Annotated in this window: 20 protein-coding genes and 1 other RNA gene; 7 read left to right on the top strand and 14 right to left on the bottom strand. The window is 56.9% G+C overall.

The genetic code is table 11. From position 1 onward, the window contains the following. Positions 1-197 precede the first annotated feature (197 nt). The 4 genes from PHI30_RS04230 to PHI30_RS04215 all read right to left on the bottom strand — a co-directional run bounded on the left by PHI30_RS04230 (position 198) and on the right by PHI30_RS04215 (position 1402). Entirely contained in the window at positions 198-368 is a 171-nt protein-coding gene (locus PHI30_RS04230; RefSeq protein ID WP_300024320.1) for a hypothetical protein, read from the bottom strand. Positions 369-480: 112 nt separating this feature from the next. Beyond that, positions 481-636 (bottom strand): hypothetical protein, encoded by a 156-nt coding sequence (locus PHI30_RS04225; protein ID WP_300024318.1) that lies wholly within the window; start codon positions 634-636, stop codon positions 481-483. 91 nt (positions 637-727) lie between these two features. Further along, positions 728-880, bottom strand: coding sequence for a hypothetical protein (locus tag PHI30_RS04220; RefSeq protein WP_300024316.1), 153 nt, complete (start codon positions 878-880; stop codon positions 728-730). Positions 881-1036: 156 nt separating this feature from the next. After that, entirely contained in the window at positions 1037-1402 is a 366-nt protein-coding gene (locus tag PHI30_RS04215; protein ID WP_300024314.1) for a hypothetical protein, read from the bottom strand. 233 nt (positions 1403-1635) lie between these two features. Between PHI30_RS04215 and PHI30_RS04210 the strand changes: the two genes are divergently transcribed. After that, positions 1636-1977: a PadR family transcriptional regulator gene (locus PHI30_RS04210; RefSeq protein ID WP_300024311.1), complete on the top strand. Its 342-nt coding sequence runs from the start codon at positions 1636-1638 to the stop codon at positions 1975-1977. Beyond that, the gene (locus PHI30_RS04205) at positions 1970-3364 is read left to right on the top strand and encodes a permease prefix domain 1-containing protein (RefSeq protein WP_300024308.1); all 1395 of its coding nucleotides are present in this window, start codon (positions 1970-1972) and stop codon (positions 3362-3364) included. Before PHI30_RS04210 ends, PHI30_RS04205 begins: the two co-directional genes overlap by 8 nt. 201 nt (positions 3365-3565) lie before the next feature. Here the strand turns inward: PHI30_RS04205 and PHI30_RS04200 are convergent, their stop codons facing one another. Continuing rightward, positions 3566-3739, bottom strand: a complete 174-nt coding sequence (locus PHI30_RS04200; RefSeq protein WP_300024305.1) for a hypothetical protein — start codon at positions 3737-3739, stop codon at positions 3566-3568. Beyond that, positions 3736-3993 carry a zinc-ribbon domain-containing protein gene (locus PHI30_RS04195; protein ID WP_300024303.1) on the bottom strand — a complete coding sequence of 86 codons (258 nt, stop codon included), beginning with the start codon at positions 3991-3993 and terminating at the stop codon, positions 3736-3738. The genes PHI30_RS04200 and PHI30_RS04195 overlap by 4 nt, the downstream gene beginning before the upstream one ends. Before the next feature lie 105 nt (positions 3994-4098). Here PHI30_RS04195 and PHI30_RS04190 point away from each other — a divergent pair, with 105 nt between their 5' ends. After that, positions 4099-4917 carry a MerR family transcriptional regulator gene (locus tag PHI30_RS04190; protein ID WP_300024300.1) on the top strand — a complete coding sequence of 273 codons (819 nt, stop codon included), beginning with the start codon at positions 4099-4101 and terminating at the stop codon, positions 4915-4917. A 64-nt stretch (positions 4918-4981) separates the two neighbouring features. On the opposite strand, the gene PHI30_RS04185 is transcribed toward PHI30_RS04190, so the two are convergent. Further along, positions 4982-5395 (bottom strand): DMT family transporter, encoded by a 414-nt coding sequence (locus PHI30_RS04185; RefSeq protein WP_300024298.1) that lies wholly within the window; start codon positions 5393-5395, stop codon positions 4982-4984. A 335-nt stretch (positions 5396-5730) separates the two neighbouring features. Here PHI30_RS04185 and PHI30_RS04180 point away from each other — a divergent pair, with 335 nt between their 5' ends. After that, positions 5731-8958 (top strand): PAS domain-containing hybrid sensor histidine kinase/response regulator, encoded by a 3228-nt coding sequence (locus PHI30_RS04180; protein ID WP_300024296.1) that lies wholly within the window; start codon positions 5731-5733, stop codon positions 8956-8958. A gap of 282 nt (positions 8959-9240) precedes the next feature. On the opposite strand, the gene PHI30_RS04175 is transcribed toward PHI30_RS04180, so the two are convergent. From PHI30_RS04175 to PHI30_RS04165, 3 genes are all read right to left on the bottom strand, one after another. Then, positions 9241-9972 (bottom strand): DUF554 domain-containing protein, encoded by a 732-nt coding sequence (locus tag PHI30_RS04175; RefSeq protein WP_300024427.1) that lies wholly within the window; start codon positions 9970-9972, stop codon positions 9241-9243. Further along, complete coding sequence (locus PHI30_RS04170) at positions 9969-10703, bottom strand: tRNA threonylcarbamoyladenosine dehydratase (RefSeq protein WP_300024293.1); 735 nt, start codon at positions 10701-10703, stop codon at positions 9969-9971. The genes PHI30_RS04175 and PHI30_RS04170 overlap by 4 nt, the downstream gene beginning before the upstream one ends. A 79-nt stretch (positions 10704-10782) precedes the next feature. Continuing rightward, positions 10783-12345, bottom strand: coding sequence for a peptidylprolyl isomerase (locus tag PHI30_RS04165; protein ID WP_300024291.1), 1563 nt, complete (start codon positions 12343-12345; stop codon positions 10783-10785). 442 nt (positions 12346-12787) lie between these two features. Here PHI30_RS04165 and PHI30_RS04160 point away from each other — a divergent pair, with 442 nt between their 5' ends. Further along, a complete protein-coding gene (locus tag PHI30_RS04160) occupies positions 12788-13006 on the top strand; it encodes a hypothetical protein (RefSeq protein ID WP_300024289.1) in 219 nt (72 codons plus the stop codon). Positions 13007-13137: 131 nt separating this feature from the next. After that, positions 13138-13461 carry an HNH endonuclease gene (locus tag PHI30_RS04155; RefSeq protein ID WP_300024287.1) on the top strand — a complete coding sequence of 108 codons (324 nt, stop codon included), beginning with the start codon at positions 13138-13140 and terminating at the stop codon, positions 13459-13461. A gap of 587 nt (positions 13462-14048) precedes the next feature. On the opposite strand, the gene ssrS is transcribed toward PHI30_RS04155, so the two are convergent. Beyond that, positions 14049-14248, bottom strand: a non-coding RNA gene (gene ssrS / locus PHI30_RS04150) — 6S RNA. A gap of 24 nt (positions 14249-14272) precedes the next feature. Continuing rightward, positions 14273-14569, bottom strand: a complete 297-nt coding sequence (locus PHI30_RS04145) for a DUF1292 domain-containing protein (RefSeq protein ID WP_300024284.1) — start codon at positions 14567-14569, stop codon at positions 14273-14275. A gap of 292 nt (positions 14570-14861) precedes the next feature. Between PHI30_RS04145 and PHI30_RS04140 the strand changes: the two genes are divergently transcribed. Next, the gene (locus PHI30_RS04140) at positions 14862-17486 is read left to right on the top strand and encodes a transglycosylase domain-containing protein (protein WP_300024281.1); all 2625 of its coding nucleotides are present in this window, start codon (positions 14862-14864) and stop codon (positions 17484-17486) included. Between the two features lie 152 nt (positions 17487-17638). Here PHI30_RS04140 and PHI30_RS04135 read toward each other — a convergent pair whose 3' ends face one another. After that, entirely contained in the window at positions 17639-18568 is a 930-nt protein-coding gene (locus tag PHI30_RS04135) for a ketopantoate reductase family protein (RefSeq protein ID WP_300024278.1), read from the bottom strand. Between the two features lie 49 nt (positions 18569-18617). Beyond that, a complete protein-coding gene (locus tag PHI30_RS04130) occupies positions 18618-19499 on the bottom strand; it encodes a hypothetical protein (protein ID WP_300024276.1) in 882 nt (293 codons plus the stop codon). Positions 19500-19767: the final 268 nt, after the last annotated feature.

Raw genomic sequence — 19767 nt, 5'->3', positions numbered from 1 at the left:
TTTGCTTAGTAGAACAGGTGGGAAGCGGTTTTGCTTTTACCAAATCAGAAAAGATGTTACTGGCCTGAGAGAAACTCTACTGCGATTTGGAAGGTGTGCCGGAGCTCGTAAAGTGAAATAGGGGGGATGCTGTTGGCCCCGCAGAACCTTTTTAAACAACGGTTCATTTAAAAAGCCGCCCTGATCGGGCGGCGAAATTAGAAGATATAGTCTGCTTCATCAGCCATTTTTTTGAGAGCGTCCAACGAGCTTGGCGCTCCCTGCGCAAGTATTTGCGCCTTTATAAAATCCGGAAGATCGTTAAAAAAGGCGGCTGCCTCAGGCGTTGGGCCAATGTTTGCGTATTGGTCTGTATACGTTAATCCCATACTATCACCTCCACAGTATGGTTTGAAATAAATGATCAAAAATACGTGGATAAAAAAGGAGGAGGGGCATGACCGCTCCAAACGGGGCGCCGGGAAAAGAAGTCCGCCACAATTAAGTGGCGGACTCTCCGTCGTCGATGATCTGTTGAAGAACTGCGATGAGATCATATAAATTGTTGATTTGAACGTCGCGGGATAGAATTTCGTTTTTCAGGTCAATGGACAGGGACTCGAATCGGGATTCCAATTTGGGATTTACATACGACATACGACCACCTCGAGGATAGCGTGCGCAGATTCCCGGCAACTATTCAGAGGGGCGAGCGGAAAAGAAAACCGCCCCGTTAAGGGGCGGCGGGTCACAGGTCCTCCAGATCGGCGGCAGGGATATTATTTTCGAGATTATCCCGGGCAAGATCGTTGTCAATTGCCGGATAAACCTTTGAGATGGGCTTCTCATCTTCTTTGTGGGGCTTTTTGCGCGGGCTTTCGATCTCAATACGGTTATTCATGAAAAATCACCTCCGGGATAGCTTGCGCATCGCCACGCAGATTATGTAGAAATTTGAAAGAAAAAACATAACGAATGAGGGAGTGCCTCTCTGCCGCCGCAAGCCGGAGGAGCGGGACGGTAAAAGAAAACCGCCCCCATGGGGGGGCGGCAGAAATCACCTGCGGTGGGGCGGCCTGTTTCCCGGATGATCGTGGGGCGGTCTGTTTCCCGGATGGTCGTGGGGCGGACGGGGAAAAAACGGCGGTCGGAAAACGGGCGGGAACACCACAGGCGGGGAAATGACCGGCGGAGAGGGACGCACGGGCGGGAAATTCTCCCATGGACCGGCCGCAATGCGCAGCGCGTAGATTTGCGGCGGAATGCTGCGCGTCATCACGCCGTTGTACCAGATGCGCACGAAATCGCCGGGGCGGAATCGGACGGCGTCCGGTGTAATGACAAGGACTTGCTGCCGGGTGTCGAGATCCAGTACAAGCAGACGCTCCCACTGTACTTCTATTACGATGGCCTGCATGATCATGCTTGGCACCTCCTAACGTCTATAATACAGGATATGCCAAAAGAAGGAAACTGCCCCACCGAAGTGGGGCGGGGATTCGGTTTTGCGGCGTATCTTTTTTATCTTCAACTGCCATACAGGCCAATACTGCAAGAAGGAGGTTCGCATGCGGCAGAGGATTATTTGGATTTGGCATTGACACGGTTGTCGTTAAGGATTAATATATAGGCATCCTATATATAGGGGGCCTATCTATGAGCATTGACAAGAGTCTCATAACCGGCAGTATCGGAATGCTGCTTTTAAAGCTGCTGGAGGAAAAGGACATGTACGGCTATCAGATGATCGAGCAGCTGCGCCGCCGGTCCGACCACACCTTCGACCTCAAGGCCGGGACACTGTATCCGCTGCTTCATGCGCTGGAGGAGAAGGGCTTTATCACATCGTGGGTGGAGGAAACGGACAGCAATCGCCCCAGAAAGTACTATCACCTGAGCGCATCGGGGAAAGAGCAGCTTCTGGCAAAGAAGGAAGAATGGGAAGCATATACCGGCGCGGTTAATCGCGTACTCCGAGGGGGTGCCTTTTTTGCCTGACAATATTTCGGCGTATATTGAAACGGCGTGTCAGCAGATTCGTTGGAAACGTGCGCAGCCTGCGCTGATGGCGGAGCTGCGCACCCATCTGCTGGACCAGAAAGATGCGTACGCAGCGGATGGAATGGACGACGACGCGGCGGAAACGGAGGCCTTGCGCCAGATGGGGGACCCGGTGACGGTGGGGTCGGAGCTGGACCGGGTGCATCGCCCGAAGCCCCAGCGGGGGCTGCTGCTTCTGACGGGCGGAATCGCCGTCCTTGGCGCTTCTTTGCGGGTATGGCTGACAGCCGGTTGGGGGAGCGAGCAACTATCTCCGGTCAGTACGGCGGTGGCGCTGCTTGTCGGATTCGCCGCGCTGAGTGCGTGCTATTTGCTGGACTTTTCCGCGCTGGGAGCCTATGCAAAGCAGATTTATGCCGGGGCAATTGGGCTGACCGTCGTTCTCTGCGCGGTCTCCCCGGTCATAAACCATGTGTCTTACTACGCCCGCTATGCGGGAAGCCTGTTTCCCACGGTCTATGCGTGCTGGCTGTATTCGTGCAGAATGCGGGGCTGGCGCGGAATGCTTTGGGCGGTTTTGGGGTTTGTGCCGTTGGCAATGTTGGAGATGTATATCCCGTATATGACGGGGCTCCTCCTGCTTATGGCGGTGGGGTTCGTGCTGCTGAGTGTGGCCGCGGGACAGGACTGGTTTGGAATCGGCAGGGGGAAGTCCGTTGGAGCGGTTGCCGCGCTGGGCGGGATCGCCCTTGGCTTTTTTGCATATCTATTTGCGCGGGGCTGGGGAAGATCCCGTATCGCACTGCTGCTTCATCCGGAACAGGACCCGCTTGGCGGGGGCTACTGGGCGTCGGTAATCCGCGCCGCTTTGCATGGCGCGGCGCTTCTGGGCGAGGGAAGTATGAAAGATGCTCCGTTTGCATCGGACGGCCTTGCCTTTTATCAGTTGGTTCCGGAATCGCAAAGCGACTGCTTTTTAACGACTATCATTCATGGAATGGGTTGGCTGCCCTTTGCGGCTGTGATGATTTGCTTTGCGCTGGTGATGGTTTGGATGGTTCGCAAGTGCATGGAACAGAAAAATCAGTTGGGAAAGATGATTGCGCTGTCCGTCGTATGGAGTCTTGGCATACAGGCGGTTTTGAGCATACTGCTCAATCTGGGGTTTGTGTTGACCTCTGTACACTTTCCGCTGCTGATCGGAAACCTGCACTTGGTTTTGGATTTGGCCTTAATCGGTTTGGCGCTTTCTGTATTCCGTGGGGAACAGCTGCCGATGATGAACGGAAAAAAGCCGATAAGCTTTGCCGGCAGGCAAACGCCGCTCGTTTCCTGGCAGGACGGCAATCTGGTCATTGCGCTGGGAAGGAAGCCCCATAGCTGAAGGAAATTTTCAAGGCCGTATGGCCACCGCAAAAAAACGTGAGCCTCCCCGTCAAGGGGAGGCTCACGTTTTTTTTGATTGCCGGGTTCCTTCCTGCGCAAGAGGAAAGCCGGAGCTTTCATGATGCTGCCGCGTTATCGCAGCGCCAGATCCCATTGCAGGCGGAGAAACATACCCAAAATTCTTTTCTTACAGACGTTCTTACCGCTTCATGCTGCCGGTTTGCTTGGGCTGCTCCCGGCGCAGCAGCAGGGTAAGCTGCGACTGCTCTGCCGCCGTGGCGCGGCGCAGACAGTCCCGCTCACAGGCGGGGCAGCACTCCACCGGTCCGGTGCGGGTAAAGATGAAGCCGCACTGCCCGCAGGCATAGGTCATGAATTCCTCACCTCCAGCTTTCGGTTGCGCCGCTGCGCCAGGCGCAGGGCATTGCACACGGGACAGCCGGTGGCCCCGGCGGCGCGGCTGTGCACTTGCGTCTGCCACGAATGCCCCTGCTCGCAACGCCACCACACCGGTTTGCCGCTGGCGTGACCCACGGTCTCCGGCGTAAGGGGCAGATTCTTTTCCGCGTCCCACTGCGTCAAAAGGGATTGCTTTCCACTGGCCTCGCAGTAGCTTTTCAAGCTCAAGCACGTCACCGTCCTTGTGTTTGGTTTTTCCTTTTGGTATAATCAGCTTACACCGTCCATCGATGGACGAGTCAAGCGTTTTTTGGGGAAAAAGAGGGAATTTTGATGAAAAACAGAGAATCAAGTCTGTTTCAAATTGGCGAGGTGGCCAAATTTGTGGGCGTCACCCGCAAAATGCTCTTAAACTTCGAGGCACAGGGCCTGCTGACTCCTGCCTATCAGGACGAAGAGAGCGGCTACCGTTACTACTCCGCCGATAATATCACGCAGGTGCGGGCCATCCGGGCGCTGCAAAGTCTGGGGCTGACACTGCGGGAGGTGCGGGAATACTACTACGATACCGCCAATATTGACGCGCAGCTCAAGCGGCTCACCGATCTGCGCGCCACGCTGGACCGCAACATCCAGCTTTTGCAGATTCGCGCCGCCAGGCCCGGCCAGCTGCCCATCCGCTGGGCAACGCTGCCGCGGCGGGTGTGCTTTGCCCGCCGCTATGTGTGTGGGGATGTGGCGGAGGCCGCGGTGCGCCTGCGGGAGACGTACATCGCCGCCGCCCACTCCGGCTATCGGCTCTCCAGCGGCGAGCGGATGTTCACCCAGCGCATGGGACAAAGCCCCACGGCGCTGGACCTTTTGTGCTGCATTCCCATGGAGGAGGGCTTTGACGGCGAGGAGCGCATGGAGTTTCCGGAGACGCAGGTGGTGTGCGTCTATTACCGCGGACCGTATGAGGGCATTGCCGACGCCTGCGGGGTGTTGGCGCGCTATGTGAAGGAAAACGGCATCCGCACCGAGGGAGGTTTCCAGTCCGTCTATCTGGAGGGACCGGCCAACCGGGGCACAAACGCCGCAGACTACATCACGCAAATTGCCCTGCCGGTGGCAGACCGGCGGCAGGGGGCATACGGAGTCTTTGAAAGCTGAAAAAGCATGGCCGGAGAACTTTCTCCGGCCGTGCCTGCTGCTGCGCAAGGGCGGCGGCGCGGCTTCACCGGATGATCAGATTCGCTCCAAGCAGAAAAAACAGTACGCCGAATACCTGATAGACATTGATGCCGGAGCCGTGATACACGGCGTCGATCACCAGTCCCGTCAGAATTTGGGCGGCGAGGATGAGCGTCAGGGCACGGGACACGCCCAGAACGGGAATTGCCTTGGAGGAAAGATAGATGATCAGCGCTCCCAATATCCCACCGATCAGCCAGACGGGGCTAAGAGAAAAAATTTTGGGATAGCGCGTGTAGGAGCCTCGCAGGAAACTGACCGCCAGCATGAAGGCCGCACCCGTTGCCAGAGAGTGGAGTGTGGCAATGCTGGGCGTGATTTGTTTGCCCAGCTGGGAGTTGATCGCGGATTCCGCCGCGGTAAAAATCCCTGCCAGCAATGCGAATACGATTGCCATGCGCCCACCCCCCTTCACGGCATTCTATTGGAAACTGCCGGAATTCAGACTAGCAGGGAGCGGGCGGAGGCACGTTTGCGTTTCTGGCGGTATTCTTGGATTTTCCGCAGATTCATTCCATACGCGGCGAAAAACTTTACCGGATTGTACAATTATAACAAACTCTGCCGTTGTAATTTCTGGTAATCAGTGATAAAATTATAAAATACAAAAATTTTCCAAAAACAGTATTTCCGTCCCGGCAGCATCTCAAAAGCGATGAGACTGGGGCATGGAAGGGTACACCGCTTTTTGGACGCCACGCTCAAAGAGAAACAGCATAGGAGGGACTGTCTGTGACAACCTGGAAGGTAGCTGAGGACGCTTTGCGTGCCCTGCTCCATGCCTATTATGAAGAACGCGACGTTGAAAAGACCTTGGCGTGCGTCACGGAAACAATTGAATGGATCGGCGCGGACCAGTCTTGCGCCGCCAGCGGCCATCAGGCGCTGCGCGCCCTGCTGGAGCGGGATTGCAGGCAGTGTCCGGAGAGAGTTTCCCTTGAAATTGAACACTTCCACCGCCATGACCGGGGCCCGGACCTCGCCCTGTTTGCGATACAGGGCAAGCAGTTCGTCCCGGGGGATTCGTCGCCAGCACTGCCCATTTGCGCATCCGCCTGCTGCGTGAGGACGGACGGCGGCTGGCTTGTGTGCGACGTAGATCTCTCCGTGCCCAGCGCGGAGGCGGAGCGGGCCGTTTTAACGAGGGAGCTAAGCCGGGTGCAATCTCAGCAGCAGATTTTACTCAACAGCATTCCCGGCGGAGTGGCGGTCTATCGGCTGAAAAAAGACGGCAGAGTGGAAACGGAGTATGTTTCCGCCGGCCTTGCGGAAATGTGCGGATACTCTGCGGAGGAGTTTCTTGCCTATCTGCGCCATGACGCTAGGGTCAATCTGGTGGCGGAGAATGTGGATAAGGTGATGCAGGCGGTGGCGGAGGGGCTTGAAAACCATGCGCCGATTTCCGTGTCCTATGGCATTTATACTAAAAGCAGGAAAAAACTGCATATTCGCCTGCACGCAAATATTGCCTCCGACGCCAAAATCGGCGGGGAGGATCTTGCCGTGCTGTATGCGGTGCATACCAAAATATCCTCGGAGGAAAAGCAGATCAAGCTGGAGCAGGAGCGCTACCACGCGATTTTGAACGATCTGGATGTGGCGTATTTTGAGTGGGTGCCGGAGCACGGGTTCTATGCCTCCGAAAAATACAAACGCTATGCCATCAGTCAGAGCGACTTCTGCACCATTTTGCACAACACCGGTCCAAAGGATACCGTCCATCCGGAGGATCTTCCGATTTTGGAGCATTTCTTTCAGATGGCGGAACAGCACCTGCCCCGGGCGGCGGCCACGCTTCGGCTGAAGATGACGGACGGGTCTTACCGCTGGACGGAGATGATGGGCTTTTTCAGCTATGGGAACCGTGGAGAGCGCACCAAAACCGTGGCTGTTTTGCGGGACGTGAATCAGGAGTGGGTGGAGCAGCAGGAGCGGCTGAAGCTTCTGGAAAAGAACGCGGAGTATCTGCAAAAGTCCCTGGAAACGCAGCGGCATTTGCAGGAGGTCCAAACCTCCATGGAGGCCGCCATCAACAGCGCCAATGTGATGTATTTTGAATACTACCCGGAAAAAAACATGGCGCTGCAATTTAATGGGCGAGAGTGCTTCCGTGCCCCCCAGGTCATGCCGGATTATCCGGACAGCTGGTTCCGTCTGGGCGCCACGCATCCTGAGGATGTCCCCATTTTGAAAAAGGCATTTGCGGATGCCGGCGGGGGATGCGACCGGGTGAGCTGCGAGGCGAGAAACTACATTGGCGGCGATTGCCACTGGTTTTTGTATGGATTTACGGCAATCTACGGTGAAAATGGGAAGCGCATCAAAATTGCCTGCACCGCCATGGATGTCACGCCCCAGCGGCAGGCGGAGGAGGTCTTGAAAAAAGAGCGGGCGTCCCTTGCTGATACGCTGAATAACATTTCTGCCGGCGTTCTGGTGTTTGAATTGAAGGGCGGCGACATCAGTCTCATCATCGCCAATTCCGCCGTGTGCAGAATGATGGGGATTGACCGCGACAAGGCCATCGGCGTTAGAAACGAGGACGTTATGCAGCTGGTCTTTCCGGAGGATCGGCCCATTGTCAGGAAAGCCGTGGAGACCTTGCAAATGGCGGGCAGCAAGGCATTGTATGAGTATCGCACCCTCAACCGGAGGACGGGGCAAACGCTTTGGCTTTCCGCAAGCGCCTGCAGCGTTGCGCAGACTGACGGTTCCATTCTCGCGTATATCAGCTACACGGATATCACCGAAGAGAAGAAAATGCACGAACTGAATACCGCGCTGGAAGTGGAGCGAAAAGCCAATCAGGCAAAGTCCAGCTTTCTCGCCAACATGAGCCACGAAATCCGCACCCCGATGAACGCAATCATCGGTATGACAAAGCTGGCGTCTGACGAGGTGCGGGACAATCCCACGGCGTGGGGCTACCTAAAGCAGATCACCGAGTCCAGTCAGTATCTGCTGGGCGTCATCAACGATATTCTTGAAATGAGCCGGATCGACAGCGGAAAAATCATCCTGAACAAAGAATGGAGCCTGCCGGGCACTGTTCTCGCGCCGGTAGTGGACATGATTGCGCCGCTGATGCGGGAGAAAAACATCTCTTTCCTGTATGATGAAAAAATAATCCGGATAGCCCACTTTGAGTGCTATCTGGACGTGCAGAAAACCCAGCAGATGCTGATGAATATTCTGAATAACGCCTGCAAGTTTACCGGCGCGGGCGGTCAGGTCTGCATGACCATCCGCAATACCTGGGCGGATGTGGATTCCGCCACGGTGACGGAGGAAGTTGTGATTCAGGACACCGGCTGCGGAATGAGCGAGGAGTTTTTAAAGCGCATTTTTACGCCCTTTGAACAGGAACGAAACCAATATAGCAGCGCCGTGCAGGGAACGGGACTGGGGCTGGCGCTGTCCCGGAGCATCGCCCGGCAAATGGGCGGCGATATCACGGTTTCCAGCGAGCTTGGAAAGGGGTCTGTCTTTACCATCCGTCTCCCGTTTCAATTCCGCCGCATCTCTCTGTATCGGGGAAATTCCGAAAAACCCAAGGCGGCGGGGGAGGGGAAGCGTCTGACCGGCAGGCATATCCTTCTGGCAGAGGACCATCCGCTGAATGCGACCATCGCCACAAAGCTTCTGGAAAAGCAGGGGATGATTGTCACACTGGCAGAGGATGGGCAAAAGGCGGTGGAGCTGTTTGGCGCCAATCCGCCGGAGACCTTTGCCGCAATTCTCATGGATGTCCGAATGCCGAACATGGACGGCTTGACGGCTGCAAAGACCATCCGGTCCATGCTGCGCCCGGACGCACAGCGGATTCCGATTATCGCCATGACCGCCAATGCCTTTGACGAGGATCGCAGGCGGTCGCTGGAGGCCGGTTTGAACGCGCACCTTTCCAAACCCATCGAGCCGGAGAAAATGTTCGCCACGCTATCCGAGCTGATCCACTGACAAAAAGGAAGAGACGACGAAAGTCGTCTCTTTCATGAGACTGTCGAAAAAGCCAATAGGCTTTTTCGACAAAAGGTTTCGCTGCGCTCTGCGCCTCATATGTCCGCTTTCGGCGGACAATTCGACGCTCGTTTCGCGCAAAGTGTTTTCGTCCACGTACAGGCCGCGGTCGAAAACGGATTTTCATTTTTTTGCCGCCCCGGCGGCAAACTCTGTGAGACTTTTTTGAAAAGCCAAAGGAAGAGACAACGAAAGTCGTCTCTTCCTTTTATTTAAAGGTGTTCACATCACAAGACTCAGCAATATGGGCAGAAAAATGGCGGGCACCAGATTCATCACCTTGATTTTTGTAACGCCCAGCATATTCAGCGACAGGGCGACGATGAGCAACGAGCCCACGCAGGTCATCTCCGCGATAACGGCGTCCCCCAGATAGGGCTGGAGAAAGGACGCCAGCAGGGCGATGGAGCCTTGATACAAAAAGACGGCGATGGCGGAAAAGGCCACGCCAAGGCCCAGAGAGGCGCCAAAGACAATGGAGCTGATGCCGTCCAGCAGGGATTTGGCGAACAGGGTGGAGTGATCGCCGGTAAGTCCATCTTGCAAGGCCCCCACAATGGCCATGGCGCCCACGCAGAAGAGGAGACTTGCCGTCACGAAGCCTTCGGAAATAGAGGCTTGTCCGCCGCCTGTTAAGAGGTGTTCCGTTTTTTTCTGTACCCAATCGCCAAGAGAGCGCATCCGGGTGTCCAAATCCAGCAGCTCGCCCACCAGTGCGCCCAGCACCATGGATAAAATGGCAAGCAGGGAGTTGCTGCCCTTTAAGCATCCGCTGATGCCAAGGTACATCACGCACAGGGCAACGCCCTGCATGATGATGGTTTGCAGCCGCTGTCCCAAAGCGGTGCTGCCGGCGGGAAGGATGGCGGAAAACCGCTGGGCAAGCCGGGTGAGCAGCATCCCGGCCATGGCGCCTGCCAAAATGGCCAGCGCGTTGACGATGGTTCCTGTCAGCATGATGCTTTACGTCCTTTCCCAATGAGATCGCGAACCACCGCGCTGCCCAGCAGCAGTCCGGCAGTGGCGGGGACCCATGGATTGCTGGCCGGGACGCTGCGCCTGCCAGGTGGCGGCGCTTCCAGCTGGGCGGAGGAAACCGGTTCTTCCGGACTGAATACCACCCGCTGGTGAACGATGCCGCGGCTGCGCAGCTCCTTTCGCATGACGCGGGCCAGCGGGCACCCGTAAGTTTCGGAAATGTCCGCAAGGCGAAGAAGAGAGGGGTCCAGCTTGTTGCCGGTGCCCAGCGCCATAATAAGAGGAATTCCAAGCCGCCGGGCGGTTTCCGCCAGATCCAGCTTGCAGCTGACAAGATCGATGGCGTCCACGATATAGTCGTATTGGCAGCCAGCGGGGAAGAAGCGCTCCCGGTGGTCGGCATCATAGGTGGCCTGCAAGGGGTGGAGCACCGCGTCGGCGTTGATGTCCCGTATGCGCCCGGCAACCGCCTGCGCCTTCGGCTGCCCGACAGTGGAGCACAATGCCTCCAGCTGGCGATTGAGATTGGAGACGGAGACGGTATCCTGATCCACTAAAGTCAGTTCTCCCACGCCGGAGCGGGCCAGACACTCGGCAACATAGCTGCCCACACCGCCCAGTCCGAAAAGGAGAACGTGAGATGCCGCAAGACGCCGCTGCGCCTCCGGCCCCCACAGCATTTCATTGCGTAAAAAGCGCTCGTCCATAAAGGTGCCTCCATGATCCGTAAAAGAAGGCCGGCTTTGACAATCAAAGCCGGCCTTTCTTGGTGTATATGCCGGGAAATCAGCCGACAAACTTCATGCCGAAGCTATGCTGCTCTGCGGTGTATTTTTTAGAAAATTCCTGAATCCAGTTGGCAAAATCGTCATTTTTCAGCGTGGAAGCAGCCTGAGACTGCCAACGGGGCATGTCCGTCCCCACAAAGTACATCACGTGGGCGCCGTAAGTGGTTTCCACAATGCCGGTGTCGCCACTCTTCCGGGCGGTGTCGAAGCACCAGTCGTTAAACGTGTCGACCATCTGGTTTTGATAGACCTCTTTGTACAGACCGCCATCATACTTGGAGCCGTCGCTGGAGGTCTCCGTGGCCAGAGTGGCGAAAGAATCCTCGGTGGCTTCGCCGGACTGCCACTGGGAGAGCAGCTCCTCGGCCTTTGCCTTGGCGTCTGCCTTGAGCTGAGCCTGCTCTTCTTCATAGCCTTCGTCGCCTTCAGACTTGGTGGCCGTACCCAGAGGGCAGAGGATGTGACGGATGTCGACGGTGTTGTACTCCTCCCGGTAACGGTTGTGGAACACGGTTACAACGTAGTTGCTGCCGCTTTCCAAAACTGCGCTGTCCCCGGCTTTCCGGGCACTGTCAAACAGCCACTCGGTCACGGTGTCGCCCATGTAGGCACCGCCCTCTTTGAGGGTATAGGTGGCGTTGTCATTGCCGTCAGCCAGCGTGCTCAGGCTCTTGCCGGACTTGTAGGCAGAAAGCATTTCGTCCGCCGCGGTCTTGGCGGCTGCCTTGGCGGCAGCGGTTTCTTCCTCGGTAGGCTCCACGGTCTTGCCGTCGGCGTCCGTGGTGCCTGTGGCGGCACCGTTGACGGTGATGACCTCGTAAGAGGCCAGGTCGTAGGAGTTGGGGTCCTTGGCGTAGACCTCGTTCAGCTGTGCGTCGGTGTAGGAGAGCGTATCTTGGTAGGCACCGGAATAGGCGCCGTACTGAAGCATCCGAAGGAGTTGGGCGTCATAGACCTTTTCCGTCATGACAGCGCCAAGCTTGGATTGCAGATACTTGTTCACGGAAAGACCGCTGGCCTTGGCGGCCGCCTGCAAAGAGGCCACGGAATCTTCATACTGGGACTGGATGCTGTCCGGGTAGACATAGCCTTCTTCCTTGGCGGAGTCCAGCGCGGCCTGAAGAAGAGCCATCTGCTTCAGGGCCTGATCCAGAAAATAGTCGTGCCAGGTGAGCCCGGCGTCAATTCCCATCATGGAGGCGGTGGATTCATCAATCTTCTGGCTCTTGAGGGAGGCGTTGGTATTCAGGCCCAGATAGCTGATGAGATAGGAGTTGTTGTTGAGGAAGGTTTGATAGACGTTCTGATAGAAGAAGGTCACCTCGGCGGTGTTGTACTTCTCGTCACCAATGGTAACGGCGGTAGCGGTTCTGGGGATGATGTTGGAACGCCAGACGATAGCGGCGATGGCAACAACCAAGAAAGCGACGCCAATGACACCGTAGAGAAGGTTGCTGCGCTTTTCCGACTTGCGCTGCTGCGCCTCACGGGCGGTCTTGGGGTCTGCCCAACCGGCGCCGGACAGATTCTGAGGGTTTTGGTTTTCGTTAGATGCGCTCATTTGTGTTCAGTCCTCTCAAATAATCAGATGCGGGAAAGTGCCATGGTCTGCCGACCAAATTTTACGCACTCGCTTATTATACTGGATGCAGGCCCTTTGTGCAAGCAGAAAATCTAAACCCATAATAAACGGGAAACCTGAAAGAAACCTGAAAGATGCTGCGGCGGAAAAAAGAAAGAGCAGGGGAAGCTTCCCCTGCCTTACCTCAAGTACCCCCGCGATGGCCGTGTAGACCCCGTTATAACCTGCACCTTTACGCTATATGTGGTATACGCCTGCGGCGTAGGCTACTACGGGTGGTGCCCGGGATGGGCAAGACACGGGTCCTACTCACAAGAAGCTTGTGACTTCTCTAGGTAAAACACAGTAAACTTGTGAGCTGTGGAAAATCCTGTGGAAAACTCTTGGGGTTTCCAGTACAATGATGAGAGGGGGTGAAACCGTGGACCGTAAGAGACAGGCGCGATGGGACGCGCATAACCTGCGCACCGTCGCCACCAAGTTACCGCTGTGGGAACAGCTGGCATTCAGGAGAGCTTGCAGCGCGGCGGGGGTAAGCCCGTATGCCCTGCTGCAACGGCTCATCCGGGAGTGGATGCCGCAAACAGACACCAAGCAGGATATCGTAGCGCTGGTGGAAAAGCTCTGCGCGGAAGGCTAAACCGCTGCCCCTCCGAACGCTTCCATTGTACCACACGGTCAAGGGGCCTGCGGCCCGCTGCGGCGGCTTCGCCCTTGACTTCGTGCGGCGCAACGAAAGCGCCCAGAGGGGCAGAAAGGAAGGCGTTGAAGATGATTGGAGCGAACATCAGCAAGGAGACAAGGAAGGCCGTGTACAAGCGGGACGGGTACCGCTGTGCCCTGTGCGACGATACCCACGGACTGCAAATCCACCATGCGGTGCTCCGGTCCCAAGGGGGGACGGATTTCCCCCACAACCTCATTTGCCTGTGCTGGAAGTGTCACGCCGTGGCCCATGGGACGCAGATGCCGGGATACCCCATGGAGCCTGCGGACGTGTGCCAAGCGTGCGTAGAATACCTCGCGGACTACTACGCAGACGAGGGGAAGCTCTGGAATCCGTGGGAGGAAGCCATGGAGGTGTTGGTGGAATAGGGCTGCGGCCCTTTTCCCATGGCTCCGCTTCGCTCCGCCGACTGCGGCTCCCGCCGCGCAGCAAACGGGATGGAACAGCGACGCCGGAAGAGGTTGGTCTACCGCCGCTGCTGCGACGATGAAAGAAGCGATGGGCCGGGACCCGCCGCCGCGAGGGCGGCACCCGTTCCATTCATTTTGCCGCGTTGCCGCGTCAAAAAGAAAAAGGTGTGCCCGCATTTTGGCCCGTTCCGGTCCAAAATTTTTATCGCAATCGCCCCGGTGGGGCGGTTGCTGCGGGCCCGAAACGGCGGTTGCGGGCAGCCCCCCACGGGAAATACCACATGGCCCCGTCCACGTCAAGGGGCCTGCGGCCCGCTGCGGCGGCTTCGCCCTTGACATGGGCGCGTCCATGCGGAGTGGTGCTCCGCGCCCCGTGGGTCCCCCCAGCCCGCCAAGGCGCCGCCGTTTCTCCCGCCACAGGGCCGCAGGAAAGGCCGCCCTGTGGGCGGCCTTTTGGGGAAGTATGTGCGTCCCTGTGGCGTCGCTGCGGCGGGTGTCGCTGCGGCGGGACGGCAAAAAGCCCCTGCCTTGCGGCAGGGGCGCGGGGTACCCCCGCGAAGGCCGTGTAGACCCCGTTATAACCTGCACCTTTACGGACAGGTGGGTTGCCTACACCCCGCTTCATCGCTTCCAACTTCCAACCGCAAACAGCAGTCGGGAGGCCTGCGAACCACGGACTGATCCGGCGTCCCGTATAACGAAATGTGGGTTAAAAAAAGATCTATCACGCACCCCGCAGGGTATAATGTTATACGAAAGAATAGTGGACTTACTCGTCTTCCTCCTCGTCGCTGAAAAGCGACTCTATGAAAAGGTCGTATACTGCGTCCAACTCTTCGTCGGAATCCAGAGTGGAGAGCAGATCCTCACCGTCCTCGTGGATGACCTTCAAAATCACCAGACCGGTATCTTCATCGTCGCTGTCCTCTTCGTCCTCCGTCTCGGCGGGGAAAAAGGCCTGATACATTTGCCCGTTGTACTCCAGGGCGTCTACAAACTCCAGAACGATCTCGTTGCCGTCCTCGTCGGTGACGGTAATAAAGGTGGGGCCGAAATCTTCGCTCATGAAAGGGTCCTCCTTCCTGATGTGTGGCATCATTGTACCCGAAATTCAGAGCGATTGCAAGAGAAAAAGAGGTGGAAAAGACGCAAAGAGCGTCGTCTGGATGGGAAGTATCCTACCCCGAAAAAAGAATTTCATGTAAAAGCGGAACTTTTTTTCGGGTAAATACGACTTTTTCAGTGTTGACAGAGGATGGTATAATAGTAAGTATTATGGCGTACTTTGAGTTTCTGTAAGTGCGGACAAGCACCTGCGGAAGTCTGGCCAAATCTTTGAAAGAGGAGGTGCCACCGTATTGGATCACGAAAAAGACCGCAGACCGACGGAGCAGGCATCCCAACATCGAAAAACCAGAAAGCACTCCGGGGGGATTGCCGGACAGATCCTTTTTGTCATCGGGACGCTGCTGCTCATCGGCGCGTGCACCGCTGCAATGATTACCGGCATTTTCCTGAAATACGTGAACACCACGCTCACTCCCACCCTGCAGGTCCGGGCGGAGGAGTATACGATGAAGCTGAGCTCCGTCATTTACTATCAGGACAAGACCTCCGGAGAGTGGATGGAATATCAGAACATCTACGGCGTGGAAAACCGCATCTGGGCGGACTTTGCCCAGATGCCGGACGCGTTGTGGCAGGCCGCCGTATCCATTGAGGACCAGCGGTTTTTTGACCACCACGGCGTGGACTGGAAGCGGACGGCTGGCGCAACGGTGAAGATGCTCACCGGCGCGCAGGAGATGTACGGTGGCTCCACCATCACCCAACAGCTTCTCAAGAACATGACCGGCGACAACAAGGGCACCATCAACCGCAAGGTGCGGGAAATTTTCCGGGCCATGGAATTTGAGAAGAATTACACCAAAACGGAAATTTTGGAGCTGTATCTCAACACCATCGCGCTGGGCAAGGGGTGCTACGGCGTGCAGACGGCGGCGGAATACTATTTTGGCAAGGACGTCTCGGAGCTCTCCACCGCGGAGTGCGCCAGCCTGATCGCCATTACCAACAATCCGTCGCTGTACGGGCCGATGTCCACGGTGGTGGTGACCAATCCGGAGACCGGCGCAAAAAAGACCGCCCGGGAACTGAATAAAAAGCGGCAGGAGGACATCCTCTGGAAGATGAAGGAACAGGGCTACATCAAAACAGAGGAGGAGTATCAGGCTGCCGTCAATGAGGAGCTGCACTTTACGGACGGCTCCACCTCTGCGGAGGACCTGGCCGCAGCGGCTGCGGCAGAGGCCAGCGGCGGGGAAAATCGGGTGAATTCCTGGTTCGTGGAGCAGGTATTTAAGGATGTGACCAACGATCTGGCGGATACCATGAACATCTCCGCCGACGCTGCACGGACGCTGCTTTATAACGGCGGCTATCACATCTACACGACGCTGGACCCGGAGATCCAGGAGATTGCGGAAGCTGTTTATGAGGACCGCAGCAACCTGGACGTCACCTCCCGCAAGGGCCAGCAGCTCCAGTCCGGCATTACCATCGTTGATCCCACCAACGGAAATGTGGTGGCAATGGTGGGCAAGGTTGGTCCCAAAGAGGGTAATCTCGTGTGGAACTACGCGGTGGGCCGGCGGCAGGTTGGTTCTTCCATCAAGCCGCTGACGGTCTACGCCCCGGCACTGGACGCGGGCGCGGTGACGCCGGCTTCCACGTTCGACAACTATCCGGTCCGGCTGCTCAACGGCAATCCGTGGCCGAAGAACTCTCCCAATAAGTTTACCGGCTGGACCATGCTGGGGGACGGCGTTCGCAACTCCATCAACACCATCGCCGTGCAGGTGCTGGAAAAGCTGGGGGTCACGGAGTCCTTTGCCTTCGCCACGGAGAAGCTGAACCTTTCTCTGACGGCCAACGACATGAACCTCTCCTCACTGGGACTTGGCGGCCTCACCTATGGCCTCAATACCATGGAGATGGCGGCGGCCTATGCTTCCTTTGCAAATGAAGGCGTTTACAATTCTCCCAAAATGTATGTGGAGGTCAAGGACGCCAACGGGAACACCGTTTTGAAAAACGACGGGGACAGCCATGCCGCCATGAAGGAGACCACGGCGTATCTGATGAACCAGATGCTCCAAAGCGTTGTTACCAGCGGCACCGGTGCGTCCGCCAAATTTGGCGGAATGACCATCGCCGGTAAGACGGGTACCACCAGCGACAACTACGACCGTTACTTCGTGGGCTACACGCCCTATTATGCCGCCGCGGTTTGGACCGGTTACGACAATAATGAGAAAATCAGTTACAGCGGAAACCCCGCCATTACCATGTGGAAAAAGGTCATGCAGAAAATCCACGAAAACCTTCCGGACAAATCCTTCTCCAAGCCCGCCAGCGGTCTGGAATCGGTGAAGGTATGCCGTGACAGCGGCCTGCTCTGCTCCGACGCCTGCCATGCGGATGTGCGGGGAGATCGGGCGATTGCGGTGACTGTGGCGTCGGGGACCGCCCCGACAGAGACGTGCACCATGCACGCCTTCCGGGACTATTGCACGGAAGGAAAATGCCTTGCCAGCCCCTTCTGTCCGGCGGAGTCTGTGGTGCAAAAAGGCTTTTTGGACTACACCCGTGAGAACTACGGACCCAATATTGTGGCGGAGGATAACGCCTACCTGATTCCTGTCGTGGAAAAGGTGCTGGAAGAGAGCGGCTGTACCGTCCATACCACCGGCACGGTGGTGGACCTGGAGAATCCGGGCGGCGAGAGCGGGACGCCCGAGTTGGACCCCAGCGACCCCAACTATCAGCCGCCTGCACCGCCCGCTGAAGGCGGCGGGACCTCCGGCGGCGGAGGAACTCCCACCACGCCCACGGAACCCCAGGAACCAACAGAGGGCGGCGGGGCCTCCGGCTGGCAAAGCGGAGACTGGTGGAACGACCTCTGGCAAAGCCCCGGCGCATAAAGCGCTTGCAGGGCTGCTGCAAAGAAAAAAGAAGCACTCCCGGTGGGAGTGCTTCTTTTTTATATCTGCGGCGCTTTTGGAAAGTCGTTTGACACGTATGCGGCATCCCACGCGCGTCCGAGGCAAATCGGCGGGTGCGGGCTTTTTGGAACTCAGTAGGAACGTTCCAGCTCCTGCACCTGCTGATAGAGCCACTCGTTCACCGGCACTGGAATGTGATGCTTTGCGGCGATGCGCCGCACCGTGCCGGAAAACAGCTCCACCTCACTCTTGCGATGGGCCTTGCCATCCTGGCGCATGGAGGGTTCGTTAGTGGGGGTGACGCCGTCGATCACGGCGGTCCATTCTTCCACATCACCCTCCGAGAGGGAAATCCCCTCGGCGTTGGCAATGGTGACAACCTCCCGCATGGCGGCGATCATGGTGTCCCGGGCGGGACCGGGGGACTGCAAGACGCTGTAATTGCACTGGTAAACGGTGGCAGCCTGATTGCAGCCCACGTTGCACAAAAGCTTGCTCCACATCTTCAGCCGAATGTCCTCGGGCAGGAGATAGCGAAAGCCGATGGAGTCGAAAAAGGCGGTGAGGCGGCGCAGATGGGTCGTGTCCTGCCCGGCGGGAACGCCAAGGTCCATTTCGCCGGCAGGGGGGACCACAGGGAACATGGTCACATGGTTGCCCTCCTTCTGGGCGGCTACCTTGCCCACCACGCACCAGACCACCTTGTCCGCGCCGAAGGCGTCGATCAGCATTTCCTCGCTGGAAATGCCGTTGAGAATGGAGATGAGGGTGGTGTCAGGTCCCACCAGATGGCGGCAGGTCTCAATGGCATCCGCAAGACCGGTGTACTTGACGGTGAACATCAGAAAATCCACCGGTGCGGTCACGGCGGTGGCGTCGGTGTAGTTCAAATCACAGCGTTCGCCGTTGTACCAGACGCCTTCTTCGCGGTATCGCCGGGTCCGGGCGCTGTCCGCCAGCACCAGGACGCGTTCCTTGCCCAGTGCTTTTGTCAGGAGCGCTGCATACATGGTGCCAAGGGCGCCCAGCCCCACGATGCCCACGGTTTTGATGTCGTTCATAAGGTTCCTCCGTAAAAAAAGCGGCGGAAGCTCCGCCGCTTTGATGAATTTAAGCCTTTGTGGTCAGCCATTTGAGATCGTAGGGCTCGTAGACGACTTTTTCGTAAGCGTCCACATCCAGCACCGTGCCGTCCCAATCCGAGTGGATGTCGCCATTTTGCTTGATAAGAATATCGTAGAGAATGTCATAGGTGACGCCGTTTTCTGTCTCCACAATGGTGGAGTAGGGCAGGGTTTTGTGGTAGGTCAGCTCCATACCCTGATAGTCAAAGTGGAAGCCGCAGCGCATCCGGCAGCCGTCCAGCCCGGTGTAGCGGGCGATTTGCTTCAGGTCCCGCAGAATCTTGTCCCCGTCCTCATCGTAGAGGTTTTCGGGGGTGGTGGCGGTATAGTCGAAGCGGAACTGAATGGACGCGCCGGGGATTTTGTGGAACCGGTCCAGATAGGGGACCAGCTGGTCTGCGGGGTAATTCTGATACAGCACGCAATTTACCCGGAAGGGCACCGGCAGACGGCAAAGCAAATCGTCGTTGGACTCCACAACATACTTTTGCATATGGCGGGAGACGTTGATGCAGGTGATCTTGTGCTTGTTCCGCTCGGCAAAGGACAAAATGTCGGCCTCCGACTGATGCTCGGATACCGGAAGCGTGGTGTTGATATAGACCTTGTGGGTGGTGGGAATCGCATCAAGCATGGTCTGGAGCGCGTCCAGATCAGACAGCGGCTCGCCACCGGTGAAAACGAAATCGCAGGCGGGAGTAATGGCATCCATCCGGCGGATGCTTTGGCAAATCTTATCTGCGGAAAAACCAGTCAGGTCCGCATATTCACCTTTATTGATGCAGAAGGGGCAATGGTTTTTACAGTCGTAGGGAACGAAAACCGTTACCGTTGCACCGCCTTCCCGCGTCTTATAGGGATGTTTCATGTTGTCGATCGGCCTTTCGTTAAGTGGATGGGGCAGCTGCGTAAAAGGACGCAGATGCCGCTACATAATCATGCACAGTAAAATATTCTAATGGATTTTTAGCAGAAGGTCAAGAGAAAATACCAAAGTGGAGCCGCTATTTTTCTGTATTGGCGTAAAAAAATGGAAATACCATGGTTTTTGTCGCCTCCGCCTGTCGAAAAAGCGGGGGAGCAAGTCTGTACACGGGTAAAAAAAAGTGGTATACTGAATGCCATTCTATTGCATG

Origin of the sequence: Oscillibacter sp., from assembly GCF_028693505.1 — a bacterium.
GTDB lineage: Bacteria > Bacillota > Clostridia > Oscillospirales > Oscillospiraceae > Oscillibacter.
The sequence above is the reverse complement of the archived record's forward strand: the minus strand, read 5'-3'. Positions and strand labels throughout refer to the sequence as shown.

Coding starts and splice junctions, on each gene's coding strand:
- PHI30_RS04135 (WP_300024278.1), bottom strand. CDS start 18,568: ATGAACGACATCAAAACCGTGGGCATCGTGGGGCTGGGCGCCCTTGGC.
- PHI30_RS04220 (WP_300024316.1), bottom strand. CDS start 880: ATGAATAACCGTATTGAGATCGAAAGCCCGCGCAAAAAGCCCCACAAA.
- PHI30_RS04155 (WP_300024287.1), top strand. CDS start 13,138: ATGATTGGAGCGAACATCAGCAAGGAGACAAGGAAGGCCGTGTACAAG.
- PHI30_RS04130 (WP_300024276.1), bottom strand. CDS start 19,499: ATGAAACATCCCTATAAGACGCGGGAAGGCGGTGCAACGGTAACGGTT.
- PHI30_RS04165 (WP_300024291.1), bottom strand. CDS start 12,345: ATGAGCGCATCTAACGAAAACCAAAACCCTCAGAATCTGTCCGGCGCC.
- PHI30_RS04170 (WP_300024293.1), bottom strand. CDS start 10,703: ATGGACGAGCGCTTTTTACGCAATGAAATGCTGTGGGGGCCGGAGGCG.
- PHI30_RS04200 (WP_300024305.1), bottom strand. CDS start 3,739: ATGACCTATGCCTGCGGGCAGTGCGGCTTCATCTTTACCCGCACCGGA.
- PHI30_RS04230 (WP_300024320.1), bottom strand. CDS start 368: ATGGGATTAACGTATACAGACCAATACGCAAACATTGGCCCAACGCCT.
- PHI30_RS04215 (WP_300024314.1), bottom strand. CDS start 1,402: ATGATCATGCAGGCCATCGTAATAGAAGTACAGTGGGAGCGTCTGCTT.
- PHI30_RS04145 (WP_300024284.1), bottom strand. CDS start 14,569: ATGAGCGAAGATTTCGGCCCCACCTTTATTACCGTCACCGACGAGGAC.
- PHI30_RS04185 (WP_300024298.1), bottom strand. CDS start 5,395: ATGGCAATCGTATTCGCATTGCTGGCAGGGATTTTTACCGCGGCGGAA.
- PHI30_RS04225 (WP_300024318.1), bottom strand. CDS start 636: ATGTCGTATGTAAATCCCAAATTGGAATCCCGATTCGAGTCCCTGTCC.
- PHI30_RS04210 (WP_300024311.1), top strand. CDS start 1,636: ATGAGCATTGACAAGAGTCTCATAACCGGCAGTATCGGAATGCTGCTT.
- PHI30_RS04190 (WP_300024300.1), top strand. CDS start 4,099: ATGAAAAACAGAGAATCAAGTCTGTTTCAAATTGGCGAGGTGGCCAAA.